General features: G+C 39.7%; 18 protein-coding genes. 10 read left to right on the forward strand and 8 right to left on the reverse strand.

The genetic code is table 11. The features are described from left to right. Positions 1–396: 396 nt before the first annotated feature. A complete protein-coding gene (locus RMZ42_RS06555; RefSeq protein ID WP_322670638.1) occupies positions 397–3672 on the reverse strand; it encodes a tetratricopeptide repeat protein in 3276 nt (1091 codons plus the stop codon). Positions 3673–4506: 834 nt separating this feature from the next. Here RMZ42_RS06555 and RMZ42_RS06560 point away from each other — a divergent pair. The 3 genes from RMZ42_RS06560 (at position 4507) to RMZ42_RS06570 (ending at position 9944) form a co-directional block, all read left to right on the forward strand. Further along, positions 4507–8409, forward strand: coding sequence for a CHAT domain-containing protein (locus RMZ42_RS06560; RefSeq protein ID WP_322670639.1), 3903 nt, complete (start codon positions 4507–4509; stop codon positions 8407–8409). A 201-nt stretch (positions 8410–8610) separates the two neighbouring features. Then, entirely contained in the window at positions 8611–9243 is a 633-nt protein-coding gene (locus RMZ42_RS06565) for a hypothetical protein (protein ID WP_322670640.1), read from the forward strand. A 56-nt stretch (positions 9244–9299) separates the two neighbouring features. After that, positions 9300–9944, forward strand: a complete 645-nt coding sequence (locus tag RMZ42_RS06570; protein WP_322670641.1) for a hypothetical protein — start codon at positions 9300–9302, stop codon at positions 9942–9944. 73 nt (positions 9945–10017) lie between these two features. Here the strand turns inward: RMZ42_RS06570 and RMZ42_RS06575 are convergent, their stop codons facing one another. The 3 genes from RMZ42_RS06575 to RMZ42_RS06585 all read right to left on the reverse strand — a co-directional run bounded on the left by RMZ42_RS06575 (position 10018) and on the right by RMZ42_RS06585 (position 12625). Continuing rightward, positions 10018–10833, reverse strand: a complete 816-nt coding sequence (locus RMZ42_RS06575) for a DUF928 domain-containing protein (RefSeq protein ID WP_322670642.1) — start codon at positions 10831–10833, stop codon at positions 10018–10020. Positions 10834–10843: 10 nt separating this feature from the next. Beyond that, positions 10844–12064 carry a CHASE2 domain-containing protein gene (locus RMZ42_RS06580; protein WP_322670643.1) on the reverse strand — a complete coding sequence of 407 codons (1221 nt, stop codon included), beginning with the start codon at positions 12062–12064 and terminating at the stop codon, positions 10844–10846. A 72-nt stretch (positions 12065–12136) separates the two neighbouring features. Further along, positions 12137–12625 (reverse strand): hypothetical protein, encoded by a 489-nt coding sequence (locus RMZ42_RS06585; protein WP_322670644.1) that lies wholly within the window; start codon positions 12623–12625, stop codon positions 12137–12139. A 454-nt stretch (positions 12626–13079) separates the two neighbouring features. On the opposite strand from RMZ42_RS06585, the gene RMZ42_RS06590 reads away from it, so the two are divergent. The 6 genes from RMZ42_RS06590 to RMZ42_RS06615 all read left to right on the forward strand — a co-directional run bounded on the left by RMZ42_RS06590 (position 13080) and on the right by RMZ42_RS06615 (position 19678). Further along, on the forward strand, positions 13080–14126 hold the full coding sequence (locus RMZ42_RS06590) for a tyrosine-type recombinase/integrase (protein ID WP_322670645.1): 1047 nt from the start codon (positions 13080–13082) through the stop codon (positions 14124–14126). 159 nt (positions 14127–14285) lie between these two features. Then, the gene (locus RMZ42_RS06595; RefSeq protein WP_322670646.1) at positions 14286–15119 is read left to right on the forward strand and encodes a hypothetical protein; all 834 of its coding nucleotides are present in this window, start codon (positions 14286–14288) and stop codon (positions 15117–15119) included. Positions 15120–15466: 347 nt separating this feature from the next. Then, positions 15467–15760, forward strand: coding sequence for an HNH endonuclease (locus RMZ42_RS06600; RefSeq protein WP_094345565.1), 294 nt, complete (start codon positions 15467–15469; stop codon positions 15758–15760). A gap of 27 nt (positions 15761–15787) precedes the next feature. Beyond that, the gene (locus RMZ42_RS06605; RefSeq protein WP_322670647.1) at positions 15788–15934 is read left to right on the forward strand and encodes a hypothetical protein; all 147 of its coding nucleotides are present in this window, start codon (positions 15788–15790) and stop codon (positions 15932–15934) included. Between the two features lie 79 nt (positions 15935–16013). Further along, positions 16014–19247 (forward strand): ATP-binding protein, encoded by a 3234-nt coding sequence (locus RMZ42_RS06610; RefSeq protein ID WP_322670648.1) that lies wholly within the window; start codon positions 16014–16016, stop codon positions 19245–19247. A gap of 2 nt (positions 19248–19249) precedes the next feature. After that, on the forward strand, positions 19250–19678 hold the full coding sequence (locus tag RMZ42_RS06615; RefSeq protein ID WP_322670649.1) for a hypothetical protein: 429 nt from the start codon (positions 19250–19252) through the stop codon (positions 19676–19678). A 9-nt stretch (positions 19679–19687) separates the two neighbouring features. Here RMZ42_RS06615 and RMZ42_RS06620 read toward each other — a convergent pair whose 3' ends face one another. From RMZ42_RS06620 to RMZ42_RS06635, 4 genes are all read right to left on the reverse strand, one after another. Beyond that, positions 19688–21136 carry a ThiF family adenylyltransferase gene (locus RMZ42_RS06620; RefSeq protein WP_322670650.1) on the reverse strand — a complete coding sequence of 483 codons (1449 nt, stop codon included), beginning with the start codon at positions 21134–21136 and terminating at the stop codon, positions 19688–19690. Next, the gene (locus RMZ42_RS06625; RefSeq protein WP_322670651.1) at positions 21133–21519 is read right to left on the reverse strand and encodes a hypothetical protein; all 387 of its coding nucleotides are present in this window, start codon (positions 21517–21519) and stop codon (positions 21133–21135) included. Before RMZ42_RS06625 ends, RMZ42_RS06620 begins: the two co-directional genes overlap by 4 nt. A gap of 13 nt (positions 21520–21532) precedes the next feature. After that, positions 21533–21811 (reverse strand): multiubiquitin domain-containing protein, encoded by a 279-nt coding sequence (locus tag RMZ42_RS06630; RefSeq protein WP_322670652.1) that lies wholly within the window; start codon positions 21809–21811, stop codon positions 21533–21535. A 99-nt stretch (positions 21812–21910) separates the two neighbouring features. Then, entirely contained in the window at positions 21911–22099 is a 189-nt protein-coding gene (locus RMZ42_RS06635; RefSeq protein ID WP_017313943.1) for a hypothetical protein, read from the reverse strand. A gap of 156 nt (positions 22100–22255) precedes the next feature. Here RMZ42_RS06635 and RMZ42_RS06640 point away from each other — a divergent pair, with 156 nt between their 5' ends. Continuing rightward, the gene (locus RMZ42_RS06640) at positions 22256–23467 is read left to right on the forward strand and encodes a helix-turn-helix domain-containing protein (RefSeq protein WP_322670653.1); all 1212 of its coding nucleotides are present in this window, start codon (positions 22256–22258) and stop codon (positions 23465–23467) included.

Raw genomic sequence — 23467 nt, forward strand, 5'->3', positions numbered from 1 at the left:
GACTCCATATCTGAAGCCAGTGACCGGAAGGGAACAAGGGTTTAAAACCCCGACCAAATTTTTAATTTGGTCGCTCTTATTAAGGAGAGGTCTGAATCCCCTTCTTAATAAAACCTTCTGCCCTCTGCCTTCTCTTAATCAATGTTATTTTTCATCTTAGAAAGTTCTTGCTGTACAAACAAAGCCCACAGATTCGTGGGCTAGAATGGGAATTGGATAAATTTTTTGGGAGTTCGTCTTTAGTTCAGGACTGATTCAGATATTTGTCAGCGATAAATTTTGTCAAACTGAATCAATTACAGCGTTTTTCAGGTAAATGAAGTACACAGGTAGGGGCACAACGGCCGCCCTTACGATAACCTGTACCTCAGTCCTTTACAATCTGCTGTATTATGCTTATTTTTGTAACTGTTTTAAGATGTTGATCATTTCTTCATAGGCAACAGTATTATTTTGCGCTTTAAAGAGTTGAGCCGCTTTTTGTAAATCTTGAATGGCTTTTTGTTTGTCACCCATAATAGTGTGAACTATTCCTCGACCTGCATAAGCATTAGCAAACTGAGGATTAATTTCAATAGCCTTGTTATAATCAGCAATAACTAAATCCCATTTTTTCTGCTCTTGGTAAAGAAGTCCCCTCAGATAGTAAGTATTAGCAAACTGAGAATTAATATTAATCGCCTTGTTGTAATCAGCAACAGCTAAATCCCATTTTTTCTGCTCTTGGTAAAGAAGCCCCCGATTGTAGTAAGCTTCAAAAAAATGAGGATTAACTTCAATAGCCTTGTTATAATCAGCAACAGCTAAATTCCATTTTTTCTGCTCTTTATAAAAATTGCCACGGTTGTAGTGAGCTTTCGCATCTTGAGGATTAATTGTAATGGCTTTATTAAAGTCATTCAAGGCTAAATCCCATTTTTTCTGCTCTTTATAAAGAGTCCCCCGATTATAGTAAGTTTCAGCAAAGTGAGGACTAATATCAATTGCCTTGTTGTAATCAGCTAGGGCTAATTCCAATTTTTTTTGCTCATAGTAAATAGCCCCCCTATTAGAGTAAGCTTGAGCATACTGAGGATTAATCGCAATCGCCTTATTGTAATCAGCTAGGGCTAATTCCAATTTTTTATGCTCATAGTAAAGAAGCCCACGATTGATGTAAGCATCAGCATACTGAGAATTAATATTAATCGCTTTGTTATAATCAGCAATAGCTAAATCCCATTTTTTCTGGTCTTGGTAAAGAACCCCCCGATTGTAATAGGCTTGAGCATACTGAGGATTAATATCAATCGCCTTGTTATAATCAGCAACAGCTAAATTCCATTTTTCTAGCTTATAGTAAAAATACCCCCGATTGTAATAAGTTTGAGCATATTGAGGATTAATCGCAATGGCTTTGTTGAAATCAGCAACAGCTAATTCCCATTTTTTAAGCTCATAGTAAAGACCCCCTCGATTTGAGTAAGCTTGAGTAAACTGAGGATTAATATCAATTGCCTTGTTGAAATCAGCAGCAGCTAAATCCCATTTTTTTTGCTCATAGTAAAGAACCCCCCGATTGTCGTAAAAAACAGCACGAGGACTGAGGCTTATCGCCTTTGTGATAGCAGCTTCTGCTTCTGCATAACGTTTTAACCTGCTCAACACCTCCCGCTTCTCGTTATACAGATTTGGGTTTTTAGGCTGATTTTGAATTGCCTTCTCTATGGCTACTAATGCTTTATCCGGTTGTTTTAACTGTCGGTAGACAAAACTTTGTAATTGCCAAGGAGCAACAAAGTTATCTTTAAGCTTTACTGCTTCTTCTAATGCCTTTACAGCCTGTTGATATTTTTCCTGCCAAGCTAATGCTAAACTCTTGCCATAGTAAGCTAAATAAGCAAAAGATGGTTTGAGCTTAATCGCTTCATCAAAAGCGTTGACTGCTTCTTCATAACGATTTAATCGCCACATTTGATTCCCTCTTTCTAACCATTGGGAAGCTGTTGCATTTCCTTTTGAAACATCAGCCGATAGTACTGCTTCTTGGATAGACTTGATTTGTTGTGAATTTAATTGAAGCGCAGAGGTGTTTTTCTCTACATTTTGTAGCTTCACACCAAACCGTGTTGCGAAACCTAAAAAGGTACTTACGGGAACGCCTAAACTATAGCCTATTTGAGCTTTACCACCACTAATGCCGGAATCACCTGTTTTTTCATCTTTGGCTTCTTCCCCCTCTGCGCGTCCATGAATACCGATAACCCGTCCTTGCGAGTCTAGAACTGGTCCCCCACTCATTCCACTATAAGTAATGCTGCTGTAAACTAGCTCATATCCCCCGGTTAAGGAACTTGCACTTTGCAATTTCCCAGAACTATTGCTTTGAAAGTCTGATTGTTGAGTTTGTAATAATCCCCGTTCTTTATCAAAAATTTGTCCCGCAGTAAATCGCCAAGGTGAATTATTCCCTAATTTTGGATACCCCGCAGTGAAAATATAGTTAAAATTATTAGGATTATAATTTGCTAGCGTTGCTATTTCATAATTTTCCTTACTGCTAAACTTAACTATTGCTAAATCAACCCCTTCCTCTTTCTTAATAGTGCTTTTATCTACAGGGTATTGGTATTGTTTGCCATCAAGTGCAAGTGGTGCAAGTATTTGATATTTATGGTCACCACATGATTGTTTAGCTTCTTTTCTTTCACACACAACATGAGATGCCGTTAAAACTGTGTAGGTATCTCCATCTTTCGCAATAATCACCCCGGAACCATTTGCACCACTGCTACTATCAATTCTGACAGTAATCTTTTTGGCTTTTTGTTCTAGTTCTCCTAACCATCCTGTCAATGTTGTTTGGGGTATCCCATCAAAAGTCTTTGGTGTAGGTAAAGAATAAGCTGTCAATATCTCCGAATTTACCTGCGCCAATACAGTGGAGATTGGTATTCCCCAACTGAATTTTCGCATTTGCTTAATTTCTTCTTCAGAAGGACGGAAACCATCAGGATATACATAACCTGTATTTGAGATGGGATAAGGACTTCTACCATTTATCCCAATCAGTTCTCCACGAGAGTTGAGAATTGCACCCCCACTCATTCCCTGTTCAATGTCGCTGCTATAGCCAATTTGATATCCTTCCTTTAGTGGTCTAGATGCAATCTGTTGTATAGTACCTGTGCGAAATACTATCTCTCCTTTTTCAGAGGAATATCCAGCCGCCATGACTGGTGTTTCTGGGTTGGGAACTGATGCAGCAATTTCTTTAGGTAGGCAATAATTTTGTTCGGTTTGAAATTGTAATAAAGCTAAATCAAATTTATCGAAGTTAGTGTTAAGAAGGATTTGTGCAGGATAAGTTTTACCATCAGATGTTTGTAGATTAATGTTGTTAACGCCTCTAACTACATGGAAGTTAGTGATAACTAGGTAGGTATTACCTTTTTTAGCGAGTAATGTTCCCGATCCTCCGTTATTATCACCAATGACTCTAACCGTGATTCTCTTAGCGATGATTTGCAGTTGCTTTTCCGAAAATTCTCCACTTTCACCATTTTCTGGTTTGATGTCACAATTAGAGTTCCCCATTCCAGCTTGGGAAAAAGAACTAGGGGGAATTTTTAAAGCCACAACGGGAAACGGTAAGAGCAATAAAGAGGAAATAAGGAGTATAGTATTTTTCATATTGGAATTATCAAAAAGTGCCTATTTTAAGACGCAGTAGCCAAAAATTAAAAAGCTATGGTATAGAAATAATTTGGAGCATCCCAATTTTTGACAAAAATGGTTAGTGGCAGCGTCTTGCTTCCAACTTTTCAAAGATGTCTACTTGTTAATCTTTTCGCACTTAGGGTTTGTACGCAGGAGGAGCGAAGTTTTACAAAAGTTTATATAGTTAATGATTTATGGTTAGCGGTGAAACTTTTATGATAATACAGCAAGCCGTCCTCAAGTGCGACCTTTACCCTCAAGGAGCAATCCTCTTGTAACTCGGTAACGAAGGTTATTGATACAGAAAGCGGATACCGCCGCATCATCTCCCGAATTTCTACAGCTTCCCCGTCTGGTGTACATACAAAGCCCCCTAACCGCAGCGATCGCCATGCTTGAGTACCTCCAGCACTTCCTTTTTGAGTGTATTAATTTCTCTAGCCGCATTGCTGCTGGGGTCACTGAAAACAGTTACGGAGTGAAGTTTTTGAGCTTCTTTGTCAAGACCCTAGTTCAGTAGACCTGCGTGTAGAGCGTGTAAATTTACCGCCCACACCGTTCCAGTTCCGTCTATTGTGTAGGATAACTGCTTTATGCAAAGATGACTTTCGCCCCTTTTCTGGTGAAGAGTATCAGCCGCTCATCAAGGAGGATGTTGCTACAGCATTCCTGATTTCTCCTCCTTAAATTATTTTCCTAGCACCGCCTTAAGCATCATAATTTATCAGTAAGACTATGTAACTATGATGCAGAACATCATAATGTAATACTTATTACTACCGCATAGTATTTCAAGCAATCAGTTACATGGCTAAACAATTTTCTATCCTAAAGTACTTACTCCTACATTCTGCCTCTCACCGTGTAGTGCTTTTTAGCATCGCTTTGTGCTTATCTAGCAAAGTTGCGATCGCCCAACAGCAAGGTAGCAGTTTATCAACTAAGTTAGAAAATTTGGGGTTGCAGGCTAATCTGACAAACTTAAACTTTCCAACTCCAGGTTCTAGCATTGAATCTTCTAAAAAAACACCTACCTTTTCACAGTATGTGGAATCAAAGGATAAACCAGAACCAAAAGTGTTAATCGCTGAAGTTGTAGTCACTGGGGTAGAAGGTGAATTACAGCATATAGTTTATGACACTATTCAGACCAAACCAGGGGGAATCAGCACATACTCATTACTAAAAAATGATATTAATGCTATTTTTGCAATTGGTTATTTTTCCAATGTAAAAGCTGTACCAGAAGACACTGCACGAGGAGTTAGGGTAACATTTGAGGTTAAACAAAATCCAATTTTTAAGGAAGTTAAAATCAATAGCAAAATCCTACCTCAAAAAATTATCCAGGAAGCCTTTCAGAGTCAATACGGCAGCATTTTAAACTTGGTAAATTTAAAAAAAGGCATAAAAAAAATTGAAAATTGGTATTTGGATAACGGTTATGTCTTAGTTGATTTTGTAGGTACACCAAAAGTTACTGATGATGGAACAGTTACTCTAGAAGTAGCTGAAGGAGTTATTGAAGATATTCAAGCTCAATTCGTAAAAATAATTAATGGTAGAAGTTTTAATATTCAAAATGATCAACCAATTAGTGGTAAGACTCCTAAACTTTTAATTATTCACGATTTTAGATTTAAACGTGGAGATGTCTTTAATATAAATCATATTAGAAAAGAATTGACCAGACTCAAAAAAACGAGAGATTTTAATGAAATTAAAATTTTTCTACATTCTGGACACAAACCTGAAAAAGTAGTTATTCAATTGAATATTGAAGAAAAAAATATTTTCGTAAAAACAGATGAGTCTCTACAGAGATTATCACAGCAAGCACAACCAGGTTCAGATCCAGAGCAAATCATAGCAAAAAATCAAGAAATCATTAAAATTTCTAGATTCAAAAATGATAAAAAGCTGGAGATAAATGCGCTTTATAATATAGGTAATACATATAATAAATTAGGTGAATACTCAAAATCCATAGTTTTTTATAATCAAGCACTAGAATTAGTTCGTCATGATGGAATAAGCTATGAAAAACTAAATAATATCAATCCAAATGCTAAAGATTGTAATACTTTCACCCAAAGTAGAGAAAGTATAAATTATTGTGAGCAACCAATACAAGTACCAAAAATAACCCCAATAGAAAAAACATTACTGGAAAGTAATATACTTCTAAGCCTAAGTAATACGTATCGTATAATTGGAGAGTATCAACAAGCATTAAGTTTAAATAATCAAGGATTATCCTTAATAGAAAATAATAATATTACAATTAAAGATGATATAAATTTAATTATTTTAAAAGCCCTTGCATTTTTTTTACGAAATTATATATACATAGATTTAGGAGAAAATGAGATAGCAAATAATTATGTTAATAAAGGACAAGAATATATTCATCAAATACAAACGTTTTTAGTTAATTCTCTAGAAGATTCTAATTCAGAAGAGGGTAACTCTTATTTAGAAAATAATAATGCTATACAAAAAGATTTCATCATTTTATTTAGCAATCTGATTCCATTTATTTTAAATCAAGATGAAAAACAATTATTGGTTGGTCAACAAGAACTATGGTTTCAATTTTTAAAAATTACTGAACAAGTTGATTTAGAAAAATTAGCCATAACTGAAGTAATAAATTTTAATCAAATCTTAAATATTTTCTCCAAAGAATTACTAAGCCTAATCTCACTACAAATAGGCAAAAATTACAATTTGGTTGGCAATAAACAAAAAGCACTAGAAATTTATAATAAAGTATTACAAAACTTACAGTATCTCAAAATATCTGAAATTGAGCCAGAGTCAAAGGAACAAGTTAATGATATTAATCAGGCAAAGGATTTATTAAGTTTTTTTGGTGACTATATAAAATCCATGCTTCTAAATGAAACTGGTAATATATTGGCTGATTTAGATAAAAAACAAGAAGCATTAAGCATTTACCAACAAGCTTTAAAGTTATCAGAATTAACAGGAGAAAAAGAAGTTCAAGCATCTATATTAGATGGACTGGGTAGCGTTTATTATAGTCTTAATAAATACGAAGAAGCAATAGATAGTTACAATCAAGCACTGAAGATATGGCACGAACAAGGTAATAGTTTAGCAGAAGCCAACAGTCAATTAGGTATTGCAAGAGTTGAACGCGATCGCAACCGTCTTTATACAGCAAAAGCTCAAATTGAAATTGCAATCCGGTTGATTGAGAGTCAACCTCGTCCTAGTGAAATTGACTACTCTCCAAACGCTAGGACTGAACAGCACACATTCAAACACTATATTAACCTTGCTTCTTACTTTTCTGCTAAACAGAATTACTACAGTTTTTATATCGATTTACTCATGCGCTTAGATAAAAAATTTCCTTCATATGGATACGTAGTACAAGCATTTAAAGCCAATGAGCAATCTAAAAATCGAAGCTTGTTAGCAATTTTGAATCGGCGCGATCGCTATGTTTCTAACGCTAAAATTTCTAACTCTTCTAAAACCCAATACACAAACTTAGCGGCTGTTCCTCTTTTGTCCACCATCCAACAACAAGTGCTGGATGATGACAGCATTCTACTGGAGTATGCACTTGGTGAAGAACGTAGCTACTTGTGGGTAGTAAGCAAAACTGGATTTTCTAGTTATGAACTTCCTAAACGTGCAGAAATTGAAGCAGCAGCTCGGAAGTTTTATGACTTTATGACTATACCCAGCTTGAGAATTAGAACTAACAAAGCGGCAAAAGCGGGTAACGATCTAAGTCAAATGCTTTTAGAACAGGTTGCTAGTCAGTTGGGTAACAAACGTTTGCTGATTGTGGCAGATGGAGTCCTACAATATATACCTTTTGGCGCTCTCCCAGATTTCAACTCAGGCTTTTCTCAACCACTATTAGTCAATCACGAAACACTAACGCTTCCCTCAGCCTCGACTTTTGCTGTACTCAGGAACAACAAAGATATTCCATCACCAACAAAAACGCTCGCTGTTTTGGCAGATCCAGTTTTTGGTCAAGAAGATGAGCGATTCCGAGGTAAGCCAACTAAACTTAGTTTGCAAACTAAACAACATTCAGTGATTGGAGAGAATCAACCTTCGAGTTCTCTTGTTACAGAACAACTTTTCCCCAGGTTGCCTAGCACTCGAAACGAAGCTGACCAAATAGCATCTCTTGTAAACCCGGTCAACCAAATTCAAAAATTTGGTTTTTCAGCTAGTCGCCAAGCCGTACTTGAGCCAGAGATGAGCCAGTACCGCATAATTCACTTTGCAACTCATGGTATCTTAGATGCTGAGAAACCAGAGCGATCTGGTATGCTTCTCTCAGTTATCAATGAGCGAGGTGAACTTCAGAGAAGTTTGCTATCAACACCTGATGTTTTTAACTTACAGTTATCAGCTGAATTAGTAGTCTTGAGTGGCTGTCGTACTGGCTTAGGTAAGCAGATTAAAGGAGAGGGCTTAATTGGTTTAACTGGTGGTTTGATGTATGCGGGAGCAAAACGAGTAGTCGTCAGTTTATGGAGTGTAGATGATCAAGCAACAGCAGCTTTAATGAGTCGATTTTATCAAGGAATTCTCAAAGAGGGGCTTTCACCAGCCAAAGCATTACGTGAAGCTCAACTGGCTATCTTAAAACAACCGCGTTGGCAAAATCCATACTACTGGGCAGCTTTTACACTTCAAGGTGAGTGGAAATAAAATTCTTAAAAGATTTAGGTTCTTGCATTGCTTTCATAGCATGGCATTAAAATCGAAGGTTCATAGGAAATCTTAAAACCTTAAAACCCATTTATGACAAGGTTTACAAAGATAGAAGGGAGTTTTATTTATTATTGGATTCCATTACAGGATAGATAAAACCAAGATTTAGAGTGTTTAATACTATATAAAGATAAATTTATGTGTAAATTTGCAATAAAAATAATTGTTTATATAGTAGATTTTACAATAATAACTACTGCCTTTTCTACAAGTATAAATTCAGCTTTTGCTAATGATTATTCTGGTCAAGTTTTGGGTAAAAAATATAATTATAAAACAACTCATAAAGAAGTATCTAGTGAGCCATTCAGTACTAAATCTGAAGATTTACTTATATCTACAGATGATGAATTATCGATTAAAGATAGATTAGAATTGTTCAAGAGGAATTTGGATAATAGTAATCGTAATATTGAAATTGGTGAATCTAGTTGTTATGTAGAATTGTCATTCCTATCAAATTCCATAATGATTTACGATAACTATCCACAAATTGTTAATAAATTGACATTTTCTATATACAGTCCGACGCATGGAATGAGAACTGTAAACTTGGAAAGCAGCAAAAACAGCGAAACTATGTCTTTAAAATCCATATGCAGCAATAAAATTATTAATATTGTATATAAAACAATCTCTCTAGAGAGAAGAGTAGATAACAAAATTAGAGAACTGAAAGTAAATTTAGATATGCAGAAGCCTGTACAAAATCCTTGGCTTGAATTAAATATCCAAAATGATTGGAATCCTCTCATTAAAAAAAATGACTAAATCAAAATAATTGTTTCTTCATAAACAAACATTTAAAAGATTCAGAATATCTATCAATGGTATGCAAAAAAATTATGTATGAATATATAACCAAAATAATTGTTTACACTGTAGACATTGCCATAATAATTACTGTTTTTTTTGCAAGTAGTAATTCAGCTTTTGCTAATGATTATTTGGGTCAAGTTTTAGCTAACGAATATAATTACAAAACAACTAATAAAGAACTATATGATGAGCAATTTAGTACTAAAACTGGAGATTTACTTATATTTACAGATAATGAATTATTAATTAAAGAGAGAATAGAATTACTCAAAAGGATTTCGGCTAATACTAATTATCATATTGAAATTGGTGAGTATAGTTGTTATGTAGAATTGTCATTAGGATCACTTTCTACAACGATTTACTATAACTATCCACAAAATGCTAATGTTGATAAATTTACATTTTCTATATATACCCCGACGCATGGTATGAGAACTTTAAACTTGGAAAGCAACAAAAGCAGTGAAAGCAGCGAAACTATGGCTTTAAACTCCATATGTAATAAATCCAGTAATAGTGTATATAAAATAATTTATTTAGAGAAAAGAATAGATAACAAAATTGGAGAACTGAGAGAGAAATTGAATATACAGAAGCCTGTAGAAAATCCTGTACTTGAATTAAACATTCAAAATAACTGGCATTTTTGAAATGAATAAATCTAATCAACTCCTCATAAATAACCACTTATAAACAGGATTATCTATTATTCATATGTAGTTACTACAAAGGATTTTTATGAAGATTTTTAGTAGGCTCTGGAAGTGAGTATAATATCCAATCTTCAGAAGAAATCCTCGTTATTCCTAGAGTTTGTTGTAAATTTAGCCAGTTTTTCTTTAGGTCTTCATCCTGTGGGTTATTTTTTAATAAAATAGTAAATGATGTTAAAGTTTCATACCATAATCCAGCCTCTGTATAAATAGAAATCTTCTCTCTAGTAGTTGCTACTTTTAACCGAGAATTCAAAGTTGAACTTTCAGGTACTCGTTCAACCCAACCATTAACGGTTGCATCACCTGACCGATTTATGGGATTACAGATTACGGAAAATACCCATTGATATTTTTTACCTTGTTTGAGGGGAGGGACTGTTAATGGAAGTTGCAAACTTGCAATACCTTCTTTTTGTGACAGAGAAAATGTTGCTGAATATACATCATCTTCATTTTCATCAATGAGAACAAACTCTGCATTTCGACGAGAGACAGGCAGGTATGGGATATAAAACCAAAACGTCGGTCTGTCAGAGATTGTCTGTTCAACAAATGGAACTCCATCTACATCAAAGGGAACCAGGGCAGTCAGTGGGTCAGGCACATTAGGACAGCGATCGCGCCGCGCTCCTCCTCTTTGACGACCAGTAGCAACTTTGCTAGGACGCTTTCCCAGAAAAAAGTATTTCAATCTTTCAATCAGGTTTAATTCCTCTGATGCTATAACATTGGGAGTAATAAGTAATGGTAATGCACTAGAAATTATTATTACTGCAACCAAACAAAGAATAGCAATTCGAGGAGTAAACTTGATCTGGCTCATAATCTGAACGTTAAGATTTTTTGTTTGGACGGTATACGATAAAAAGAACACTTCCTCCTGTTAAAAACAAAGCTATCGCTGACGGAATAAAAGGCACCCAAAGATTACTCCATGTCAGAAGGCCCAAGCAAGTTACATATAAAACAAAAAAGGTAATTCCTCCAGCAAGTCCTACCATGCACCAGGAAGAGCGGAGATAGTAGGCAAGTCCTAGGCCAACTAAAGACCAGCAAGCAATCCACAAAAATTCGATTCCTGGTAACCAGACTTTTAATAAACCTCGCTCTCCCTTTACAAAACTCAAAATTTGGCTCACCATATGAGCTTGGACAAACACACCTGACATTGTGCCGTAAGGGGTAGACCAATCATCACTAATGGCTACTTTAGCTGTGATTCCAATTAGAACAATTTTGTCCCGAACATCCTGCTCAGAAAGACGATCATTGAAAACGTCTTCTAGTGATACGTGTTTTGCGATCGCTTCAGGTTCAGCGCCCGTGGCACGATAGTTTAACAGTACTTGATAACCACCAAAATTAACACCTTGATAACCGCCTGTAAATGGTTGAAGGTATTCAAAAACAGCATTACCAATTTGTAGTTGATCTTGAGTTTCAAAAGGGTCTTTGTACTTATACTGGGTAGCTTCTAACTCTAAATAGCGCCGTGCAAGAGCAAGGCTAAATGACTGTTTTGTAGCACACTCAGCACCGGACAATTTCTCTTGAGCCATAAGAAATCGCCGGACAACCTGATCCTTATCTGGGATAAAGTCAGCAAAACCAAAACGCTCTCCTTTTACTACCTCTTTTGGTGGGGCTATCCCTAATGCAACAATTCGCTCTTTTCCATCAGTTTCAGGAACTTTACAGACAGAAAAGAAGCGTTCATTGTTCAAACGAGTCACCAAGTCTGACTCGTCGGCAGAAGTTTCAAAGTCACGGTATAAATCTAACCCAATCAAACGAGGCTGATATTTCTCTAATTTCATCAAAAGGCGATTGAGAGAAGTATCTTTCAGAGTGCCTTGTCCCTGCTCGTTCCGTTTGATTTGGGTACTGAGATCATTATCTGTAATTTCAATAACTAATAGCCGTGGGTCAGCACCTTCATCCAAGAGACGAAGTTGCATTAGATGGTCAAATGCCTTCAATTCCATTGCTTCTAGAAAGCCAAGAAAGCGTAGACCAAATAAAACACAAGTGACAGTAAAACTAAGTGCTAACAAACGCTTCCTGGAGAGATGCCGAACTTTAGCAGGGGGATTTGAATTTACCCGTTCCCAATCGGGCGGCTGTAGTCATATTTGGCGTTTATCGATAGTGATGCCACCTTGCCCAAAAGCCTGATAAACTTCGCCACCTGAAATATTTTGATTGTTAATTCCGATTGTTTCGGCTATTTTTGCTGGATTTTTGCTGGTTGATTTTTGAGCCTTGATGATTTCTGTTAACTCTTGAATAGCCTTGGCTAGTGCAGGATTATTTTGTGCAGAAGCGTTGGCTTGATTTCCTAACTCTTCGACCGCATCCTTAATTTCTGGATCTGTCTGCGTTACTTTTTCCACCTGAGCTATCAAAACAGCTACACCAATATCTTCTCGCTGTGTGGTAGGTAATACTGCCTGTTCTGCTGCGGCTGCTAAAGCCTCTGCCGTTTCAGGAGATTTCTTTGCCAGAACTTGCTTGGCCTTGTCATAAGCTGCATCAAAAGCTTTACCTATTGACCAATCGACGAATTTACTTCCCACGAAAACAAGCATGAGCGCACCAGCAGTCAACGGCTCCATGTACTACCTCTTCAGATGGTGTTGTCTTTATTAATACCACATGGTTGAGATTACAAATTCCTTAATTCAAGAAATTAAAACTGATAGCTATCGTTTCGGCTTGTGAATCATGCAGCGTTACACATTCTTAGGATTTGGTGGAATAGACTGAGGTTGTCTACGGAGTAGTGGCCCAACAGGCGGTTGCAGTCGATGTCACCCCGTAATGTGCCAAAAAGAAAACGGGGGTTGTCCCTTGTTCGCTGCAATGGTGCTTTCCTTATTCAAGACTCCAAACATTCCTACTGTCAGAGCATCATCTCATCAAAGAAGCAAAAAATTTTTGTAGTATATTTAGTCACATAATTCCGGTGAAGGTAGAACAGAAATTTTATTGCCCCAAAGTGGGTCAGGCACGGCAAATCGAGAGAGAATAGGTTTGATATCGAAAATTACCCTTTTCGCGCCCAATGCTATGTCTGATACTCCATATTCTCCCAGACGGGCATCCCCAAAAGCAAACGATGATACCGGATTTGATGATGCGGTAGAGTCATTAAAAAAATCTCTCTTAGCCCCAATTGAGCGGTATTTTGCCGCAACAGAGGATGAACAGGATGTCATTGCTTTGATGCTCGCCAATATTCGCGCACCCAGCACCCGGCGCGAATACCAGAAAGATTTGCGGAAATTTTTTGTGGCGATGACTGGTATTGAGCCGAATGTTGATAGCGTGTTGGAATTTCTGCACCTGACCGAGAAACGGGCGGTGGCGGTGGTGCTGAAATATAAGGCCAAGCTACTGGCTATTGGGTTGAAGGAAGCAACGGTCAACCGTCGCCTCAGCAGCATTAAATCGTTGGTGAAGTTTGCCCGCAAGTTAGGTGTGTGCAGCTACACGCTAGAAGATGTAGAGTTGGAAAAGGTAAAAGCGTATCGAGATACTACCGGGGTGGATGCTCAAAGCATCAACAGTGTAATCCAGCTAATTGAGCGCTCAACTGTTCACGGTCAAAGAGATTATGCGCTGTTGCGGCTGTTGTGGGAAAATTTACTGCGACGCAATGAGGTGAGTCAATTAAATATAAAAGACTTCGACCCACACGAAAGCAGATTGCGGATTTTGGGAAAAGGGCAAGGTACGAATGATGAATGGGTAAAACTGTCAGTAGCAACAGTTAATGCTATCTGTGATTGGTTGCAAGTTCGGGGCAATATCACCGCCTCCTCACCCCTATTTATCGCCCTTGATAACCGCAGTAAAGGGCATCGCCTCACTGGGGACGGCATCCGCAAAATTGTTGTCAATTATTTTGATGCAGCTGGTGTAAAAAAGTTAATGTCACCCCACCGCATCCGCCACAGTGGGATTACAACTCTTTTGGAAGCAACCCAAGGGGATGTGCGAAAGACGCAAAAAGTCAGCCGTCATGTCAAGCTGGATGTATTAATCCAGTATGACGATAACCGCAAACAAGGTCAGTCAGAGATGACAAATTTGTTGGCAGATATGATTGACTAAATGGATGCGTTAGCCAGGAAGTCACCCCCTGATTTGGCTACAAAAGCGATAACAGGCTTTGCTCAAATTGTGCGTGCGCCAACAACTCCTGAACAACTCCAACAGTGGCTAACTAACTGTTGCAGACAGTAGTAATCTGACTGCTTTTTGGTAGAGGCGATGACCTCCGGTCGGTCGGAGACCATCGTCTCCGGCGGGCGCACTCATGCGCTCCAAAATGATAGTGTCAAGGTAGTTATCTTTTCGGGATGGCACGCTCACTCAGTCGTGTCCAGTCCAGATTTACCTAGACATTACCTAGACATGAGCCAAACAGGGAAAAACAAGAAACTGGCATCTTTTAACTGCGACCAAAAGATGTGGGAGCAGTTTATTGCCCGTTGTAAGTCGAAAGGGACGACGGCAACAGCCACGCTGACCCAATTTATCGAATTTTACCTAGATGATATAGATAACCTTGATGCAATTGGTGGCAATGATTTAGATAAACGCCTCGACTCTAAGATTAAGGCAAGTGTTGAGGAGTACTTGGTTGCTGGTAACAATAGTCACCCCAGTCTTACGAATGAAACGATATTAGCTATTTGCTCACGACTTGATAAGCTCGAGTCACAGTTTTCAAGTGAATCTAGCAACGAAACCGGAGCAATCCATAATCTCGCCGATTTATCAGAAAAAATTGAGGGGATAACAGCCCGAATGACACAGTTTACCGAGGCGATTATTAAAATTCAAAATCATCTCAACAACCAACCGAGGCGGGGCAATAAATCGTACAACAACAATTCATCATTCATTGTGCATACTCCCCGAATGCAACCATTAACCGAAGAAGGTTTAGCTTCAAGACTTGGTGTAAGCGTAGAAACTATACACGAGCAGCGAAATAAGCTACACCCACCGCTTTTTGTGGCATGGTGCAAGGGCAAGGATAAATCGGGTATGGGGTGGGAATTTAACGAAAATACGGGATTATATCATCCGGTAAGTTAGTATTTTTATTAATTTTAAATACGCCTACACACTTGTTGATTTTTGGCATAACACCAGCTTAATTTCTCTCACGAGTGCTAGAATTTTTTTTGTTCAAAATAGCAGCTTTAAATATTAATATTATTGAAAGCGTAATAAATATTCTTTTTTACTTAGGAGATAGTTAGGCGATCGCTTTCTGCCTCACCACTCCTCAATCACATTTAGTCCTGATTATATTGTTGGTATAAAAGCTGTCTGTAGTATACTCGTCAAAGTTCTAAACACGTTTTCGTGCCACAAATACTACCTTAAGAGTACTTAATCGATTAGAATTACCTCATGTTGTTGCTCTCTCAAGTATTTTCATGAGTACCAGCCGCTATCCCCAGAATTGGAAAGAAATCGCCACCTCTATCAAAGAATCTTTTGATTGGCGCTGTACTAGATGCAATCGCGTTTGCCTGCGTCCTGGACAAAAGCCACCAGAGCTAACTTTATCCCAGCGCCGAGTCTATACACTTCAAGTACACCATTTTAATTTTGATCCTTCTGACAATCGCTTAGAAAATCTTGCCCCGTTATGTAGTGGCTGTCATCTTTACTACCATCGATTCCGACGAGGCAATATTTCTCCTGGTCAATTGTCATTGTTCAAATGAGTGATGCACGAACATTACAGAACCTTGATGAACGCACCCTGGCACTACATGAAGTGCGATGGCGTACTCGCTCTTTTCGGTGGCGATGGCAAATCTCTGCTTTGGGGACTTTGCCCAACTTATACTGTTACTTACAATATTCTGGAAATCAGAATTTTTTACACTTATACTTAATATAAATTGTATATTTAACAACAAGCTACTGTTGGCGGTTGTTAGTTAACTGTCAATTAACAACTATTGATATATACCAATGCTTTCGCCAGTATTTCAAACGTGTCTTCCCAGAGAAGAAATTTTAGCAGGGGAACTCTCCCCCGAATTATTCGCCGCCAAGTTGCGACTGGTTGTGGAAGGGAAAGCGCCGCAAGTCTACCAAGACCCTACAGCATTTTTCGCCAATACTTTTGCTACTGACGGTTTAAAAACTTTGATTTCGGAAGTATTTGGGCGTTTGGTAGGTGTTGCTGTCGGTTCTCCGATTATTCGGCTGGAAACCAGCTTTGGTGGTGGTAAAACCCACGACGAAATTGCTTTGTGGCACATTGCCAAAAACGGGCGAGCCATTTCTGGACTAGACCGTTTTGCTGACCTAAATTTAATTCCAGACCGACCCATTCAAGCAGCTGCGATCGCTTGCCAAGACCTTGATCCAGTTAACGGTGTTTACCATGCTGACACTGGCGTTACCACTTATACCCTTTGGGGAGAAATTGCTTATCAAATTAATGGTGTAGCAGGTTATAGCTTGCTTAAAGGTTCTGATGAACAGCGAGTCAGTCCAGGCACAGTGGTTTTAGAAAGGATAATCCAAGGGCAACCCACAGTCATTATCATCGACGAAATTGCCTCATACCTGAGAAAAGCCAAGGCTACTCTAGTTGGTAACAGCAACTTAGCCGGACAGGTAGTTGCTTTTTTATTCGCCCTCATGGATTTAGCAGCATCTTGTAATAATTTAGTATTTGTTTACACGCTGGCTTCCTCCACTGACAGTTTTGGCGAAGAAACCACCGAAATCCGGGAAACCATTTCCGCTACCGCTAGGCAAGAGCGGATCATTAAACCCAGCACTGATATTGAAATTTACAATATAGTTAAACAGAGGATGTTCAGCAGCATTGAAGCTAACGCTGCCAATAATGCTTCAAAAGAATATTTACAAACTTATAAAGCTAGTCGGATTAATTTACCAGATGGTTGCAAAGATGCACGCTATGCCGATAGTATCGAGCAGAGTTATCCCTTCCACCCGGAATTATTTAATCTGCTGACTAAAAAGATTGCCTCCATCCCAAACTTCCAACGCACCAGAGGCGCTTTGCGGTTATTTGCTGGAGTTATACGTTATCTGTGGGACGATACTACTGCATGGATACCGCTAATTCATTCTCACCACATTCCTGTTGGTATTGAGGAAGAAATCACCAGCGATTTAACTGCCCGTTTGGAACGTCCTTTGATGCGGATTACGATCCAAGCAGACATTTACAACAAAGATGGTAGAGAGGCACACGCTCAGTTACAAGATGCAGAATGGAAAGCTGCTGGTAAACCTCCCTTTTCAACCTGGGTAGCTCGGACTATTTTTTTGCATTCCATCACTCAAGGTATATCGGCAGGGATTCGTCGCGCCGAATTAAATTTATCTTTGTTGACACCAGGGCTAGAAATTGGTTTTGTTGATACTGCCTTAGAAAGGTTGAGTGAAGTTGCTTGGTACTTGGAAAATGATCCAATGACAACTTTGGCTCGTTTCAAGGAAGAACCATCAATCAATAAAATTATTGCCGAAGAAAAAGCTCAAGTTGGAATTACCGAGGCAAAGGATGATTTACGAAGTCGCCGCGATGCCATTTTTGCTAATAGACTACTCACCTTAGTTATTGCACCGGAATCACCAGCAGATGTGGATGATGTGTCCGATAGTATTGCCCTGTGTTTAATTGACTTTAACGAGGCGACTATTTCTGTAACTACCGAAGGGCCACCGCCAATGGTGGAGAAAATTTTTAATGAAACAGGTGAGTCGGGTAAATTCCGTACTTTTAGAAATCGTTTGTTATTTTTAGTCGCCAACAGGCAAGAATTAGAACGAGCAATTGACAATGCTAGGGAGTTTCGGGCTATTCAAAATATTCTAAATTCTCCTAATCGCTTGCAAGATTTATCAGAAAATCAGCAGAAACAACTCAAAGATAAAAAAGGTTCTCTTGATTTAGGGGTAAGAGTATCTTTAACAAATGCCTACCGCCATTTATTTTACCCTGCTAATGACCCAGTAAAAGCTCCCAAGGGTTTGATGCACTATACCCTTCCCGCCCAAGATTCTAGCGATGTGAAGGGTAAAAATAATCAACAAGATGTCATCTTAAAAGCACTGAAAGATTGTCAGAAAATTCGTACTGATGACGCACCATCCTACGCCCCTGCTTATATTTTGCAGAAGGTATGGCTGTCTGGGTTAAACCATTGGACAACTAAAGCATTAAAAGAAGCTTTCGCCAAAGATTTGAGTTTAAATATATTCGTCGATGCCGAAATCTCAAAGCTGCGAGATACCATCCGCCAGGGGTTGCAGACTGGTAACTGGGATATGAAAGTAGGAGAAAAGCTGTTTATTAAAACTGATGACGGTAAAATTACCCTACCCGACTCCATAGAATTTTCTGAGAGGATGGAACTGTACCGCCGGGGAATTCTGGAACCACCGAAACCGCGAGAAATTGAACTGAATGCTCAAGTCTTGTCCAGTACAGAATCGGTAAAACCTGTACGGATACGGTGGAAAGCATCGGGGGCTTTGACGATTAAGCTGTATCAAGATGGGAATTTGGTTGCAGGGGAGTTTCGCCCTAGTGATGAACATGAGACAGCGATCGCTAAAACCACAACTTTCAAAATTGTAGCTGACTACGGCAATGGCGAAGTAGAGGAGAGGGAAACTCCAGCAAGCATTTTAACCTACGGTACTGGTACACCCCGCACACCTAACGGGAGCGAAAAAATTGGCGATGACTGGAATGATTTATCTCTGTTTAAAGCTAAACCAGAAGAATTTGATTTGGAGGGAACACTTGATCGGGTGTTTAATGAATTAGGCGATCGCATTCAAGATCATCAAGTTCAGGGTATCTATTCGCTGGAAATCTCCGTTGGGCAAGTGATGGACTACCGCAAGTTGATGACGGCTTTCCCTATGTTGATCAAGCTACCTTTGCAAATCGACCAAACGGCAACTATTACTGTTAATGAACAGTTTATCCGGTTAGAGTACCAAGGGCCAGTTAAAGGATTTCAGAGTTTTCAGGGGGCTGTTAACACTTTGCTAAGTAGCCCGGATGTAAAAGCTGACGTGTCCCTGAAGCTCGTATTTGAATTTTCATCTCCAGTGCAACCAAACGGCGCAGAAATCAGTACTATCAAAGGTGCCCTTAATCGTAACCCGGTTGAACGGCTGAACTTGATGGCTAAAGTGACTTACTAAAGATGCAAGAGTTTCAACTGCGAGTGGTTCCTACAGATAATAATAACTTTGCCCTTGAGTTGTACCAGTGTGCCTATAAAAAGGCTGGAGAAAAAAAGCGTCCTTCTGCCAAAAGAATTGGGCGTTTAAAGGGCAATGCTTTAGTGCAGGCGAAACAGGCAATATTTAATTGCTTGAAAGGTAACAATTACGACCCAAAGACCCTAAGTCATAGTCGCCAGTCACCTTACGTTCTTGATGAAGAGTCGGGAGTAAACTTAGCACTGTTGTTTCAAGTATTGCAGCCCCTCTCTAAACCAGAACGCATTGCTAATATTACTGCTGGGATTACAGCGATGAGTAATGAGGAGTCCCATTACTGGTTTTCTAAAGTGAGTAATGGGCGGCGGAGTGCTGCATTAAAGGCTATTCGAGTATTGCTTGGTGATTAGTATTAATCACTATGCTATTGGCATTCGGCAGGGGAGACGATAGCGATCGCCCCTGCCGCGACGACTGCGAGAACTACTGCTACAATCCAAGCAATCATCGTTGGCACGCGGCTCCACATTGATAATGCTGCGTTCTCGCGGAAACCTTAATTGGTGGCACAGTTCGACTTCTGGTTGATAAAGCCCTGTGAACATCATCATAAAATCGTTCCCGGCTTGGTCGGCAGAATGAACATTGAGTATAATAACGCTGGGTTGAGCGATATCTTCATCCTCAACATAACGCTGAGTTCGACGTTCCTCTTCACTCAATGCTTCTTGTTGTAATCTACCAGCCGGAATCAATTCATGGCAGTGCAGGCAACCACCATAAGCATAAGGAAGTACAGGTCGAGTAGCAGTGAAAATATCTCCAACTTGCCTAGTTTGCTTATCAACAGGAACCTTAGCACCAATCTGAATTCCTGGAATCAGGTACTGATGCACCAGCGCGTTGAAAACTAGCCGGCTTTGCATCGAGTCCGCTGCCAAGAACAAGAAATCGGCATCTACTAGTAACTTTGCGATCGCTTCATCGACGATATTTCCTACAACCGCATCATAGCGGATGGAGGGATTAGCAAGTTTTGCAACCCGGCGGGCGACATGGACTTTATAAGCAGCCAATCGCTTGCCGAGTTTTTGCAACCACGGAATCGGCTGTTTGGTTAACCAAGTCATTGTGTTCCAAGGATTTGTGCCAACAATTCGGGGTCGATTAGTTAATTCAACGCGGTCAAAGTCGATGGCGACGATATGTCCAACTCCCAAGTGGGACAACCATTCATTAATTAGTGAACCTCCGCCGCCAAGTCCGATGATTCCCACCTTTAAATTGGCAAAAATTTCTTGTCCGACATCGCCAAACAAGCGTGCGTGGCGGTCGTACATGGGATTGGCGGCACACAGTCGGGGTTGGGGCGCAGGATAAAGTCGCCGAATATGCGAACCGATGACGGTCATGTGGTCGAGTTTAAAGCGACCAGAGGGAGTCCAGATATCCCCTGCTACCGCGTTTTTGGCAAATACTAGCGCTCCCACCGGGCCACCACGAGTAATATCGAGCAGCGCCGGATACCCTCGTTCATGGGATGCCATATCATCAGCAGAGAAACAAACTTCGTCTCTACCACCATGACAGTGTACGGCGAAGTAGCAGAGATTCTGTTCTGCACAGTAACCTGATATCTCAGCTACAAACTTTGCACTCAAAGCACGGTAGCCGCGAGTGCCAGGTACATAGTCAATCCTGTCTTGCGCTAGAAAAACTTCACGCGCCAGCAGGCGGATACCGCGAGAAGTTTCTACAATACCTGCTGCAATTACCGCACCATGCTCGTCACCATCACCAGGAAAAAGATGCTGATGAAGCTTTTGATAAAGCGGCTGATCAATTCTGAATTCAATAGGTTTGTTCATCGGCTTCTCAACCACGAAATAACCTTGGTTAACTTGGTTGCAGCCGTATCAATAGCTGGGTTCAATCGCTTGGAACGCCTCGATACTTGGATTGCTGGACGATTTCGCCAAGGGTTAGGCCCAGACAATCCATCGCCTTTGATTAGCCCACCATCAACCCGTCGCAACCCCCCATCAATAAAATGTGGGTACACATCTGCATGGGGATACTGAAAGGTAATCACAAAGCCTACCCAGCTAGTGGAAGGTATGTACTGTTCACCAATTAGCACATTATTGACGATGATGTATGCGCCTCCATTTGATTCTGCTTCTATATCAACAGGATGCTCTGGAAAGGCTTGCTTGATTTCTGCGATCGCCTGTTTAACTTCAGGTGTCATTGGTATCCCCTCCCTATGAGTTGTCATCGGGTGCAGTGGCGCGGAACTTTTGCCCTTCATGCAGGGTAATGGTTTCGCAGTCTCCAATTTGCTTGAGAGGAGAATTACCTTTGACCTCAAACAGCACGAAATCTTCCTGAATCGCTACGCCCTGTTTGATGGCAGTTTGCTTGATTTCCAAGCCCGTAGCCTTATGCTCTGAAAAGGTTACAGGGCGTTCGTTGACGTTGACAGTAATTGTTTTTGGCTTTTTCGCCAATAGTTCTGCATTTTGCGTAGATTCAATCTGCATATAAGACTCCTTGTAAATTTCATCTTGTGGTTTTGGAATGGGAGCATTGGGGAGTAGCAAATTTTGCACTCCCTAAAAACAAGTGGTTCGGAAAACAGACTATTTAGAGCCTTTGTGCTTAGTAGGGTCAACTAGTTTGTAACGCTGACCTGCTTGTGGAGTCGGAGGTAGAGGTTCACCTTTTGTTACAGTTCGTTCCTCTCCCGTTCCACCACCACGCGGCCCAGTAATCTCGTATTGACCTGAACGTTGTGCGATTTCGCCTGGTTTTTTCAGTTCATCAGACATAAGCCGTCCTCGTTTGTTTGATAATCGAACATTAGCTGGATATAAGCTAGCACATGGTTCATAAAACTAACAAGAGGAAGAGTAATTTTGTTGTCAAATCGGGCTAAGATTAGGTTGGGTGTTCGATTATCAAACAAAAGTTAGGTTCCAAGGAGAATGAATTACGCAGAACTAGGTCGCCGAATTCGCTTTGCCAGGGAAGAGGCTTCACTGTCTCAAGATGTTGTGGCACAGCATCTTGAACTGCCGCGTTCTGCTGTGTCTTTGATTGAGAGTGGCAAACGCAAGGTAGACAGTCTGGAACTCGAACGGTTTTCCCGTTTAGTTGGCAAGAGTATTCTGTTCTTTTTTGATGAAGAGTCTAGAGCAGTCGAGGCTAGTAATTTTGAGGAGGATGACCCAACTCAAATCCTTTTCAGTGCCAACCAAGTTGTTGACATATCGCCTGATAAGGAGCAAATTGATCGGTTTCGTCAGTTTCACCGCAACTTTGGGGATCTAGCTCGAAAGTTGAACCGTCTTTCTGAACCTTACTCAAGCGAACCTTTATACAACGTATTTAAGCCTACTCCAGCAGCAGCCAAGTGGATGGCAGCACAAGAACGTGCGCGACTGGGAATTCCAATTTCTAGCCCTATTAGAGATATTTGGGGAATTTTAGAAAGTGAAGGTGTCAGGGTGATGGCATGGAATCTTGTAACACCCAAACTAGGAGGATGTTTTATTTTTTCACCATTCCTTGGCTCTTTCGTTTTAGTGAAAAGAAATCTAGGGGATTATTCAACCAATAAGCTGAATTTTGTGTTGGCACATGAATATTGCCATCATTTGATTCATCGGCAGCAAAAAGGTATTACCTGTGACCCCAGCGGACATTACCGGAAACCAGAAGAGTACTTTGCTCAATGGTTTGCTGCTAATTTCCTGATGCCAGAAGAAGCAATAGTTCCACGGTTAACTACTTATCTAGAGAATTCTAACGGAGAGATTACTGCTGAAATTGTGATGCATTTGGCATTAGATTTTGGGGTTAGCTATAAAGCAATGCTGTATCGTATGGCTGATAAAAAAGTTGAATTAATTGAAAAAAGCGTCTATCAACAATTATCCAAAGAAAAACCAAAACAACTACTAGCTAAAATTGGTCGTTCTGTCCCTGGCTTAGAAAAAGTCAATCAATTTCCTGATGAGTACACAGAAATGGTATTCGAGGCATACCGTTTGGAACAAATTGGCTTAGGTAAGTTAGTTGAATTGTTAGAATTTTCTATAGAGGAAGCGAAATCTCAATTAAAAGCTAGAGATATTCCTCTCGATTTGGGAGTTGATTCGGATTCGGAATTGTTAAGCGACATTGAGAACGCTTAG

Origin of the sequence: Nostoc sp. DedQUE05 (assembly GCF_034530955.1) — a bacterium.
Classification (GTDB): domain Bacteria; phylum Cyanobacteriota; class Cyanobacteriia; order Cyanobacteriales; family Nostocaceae; genus Nostoc.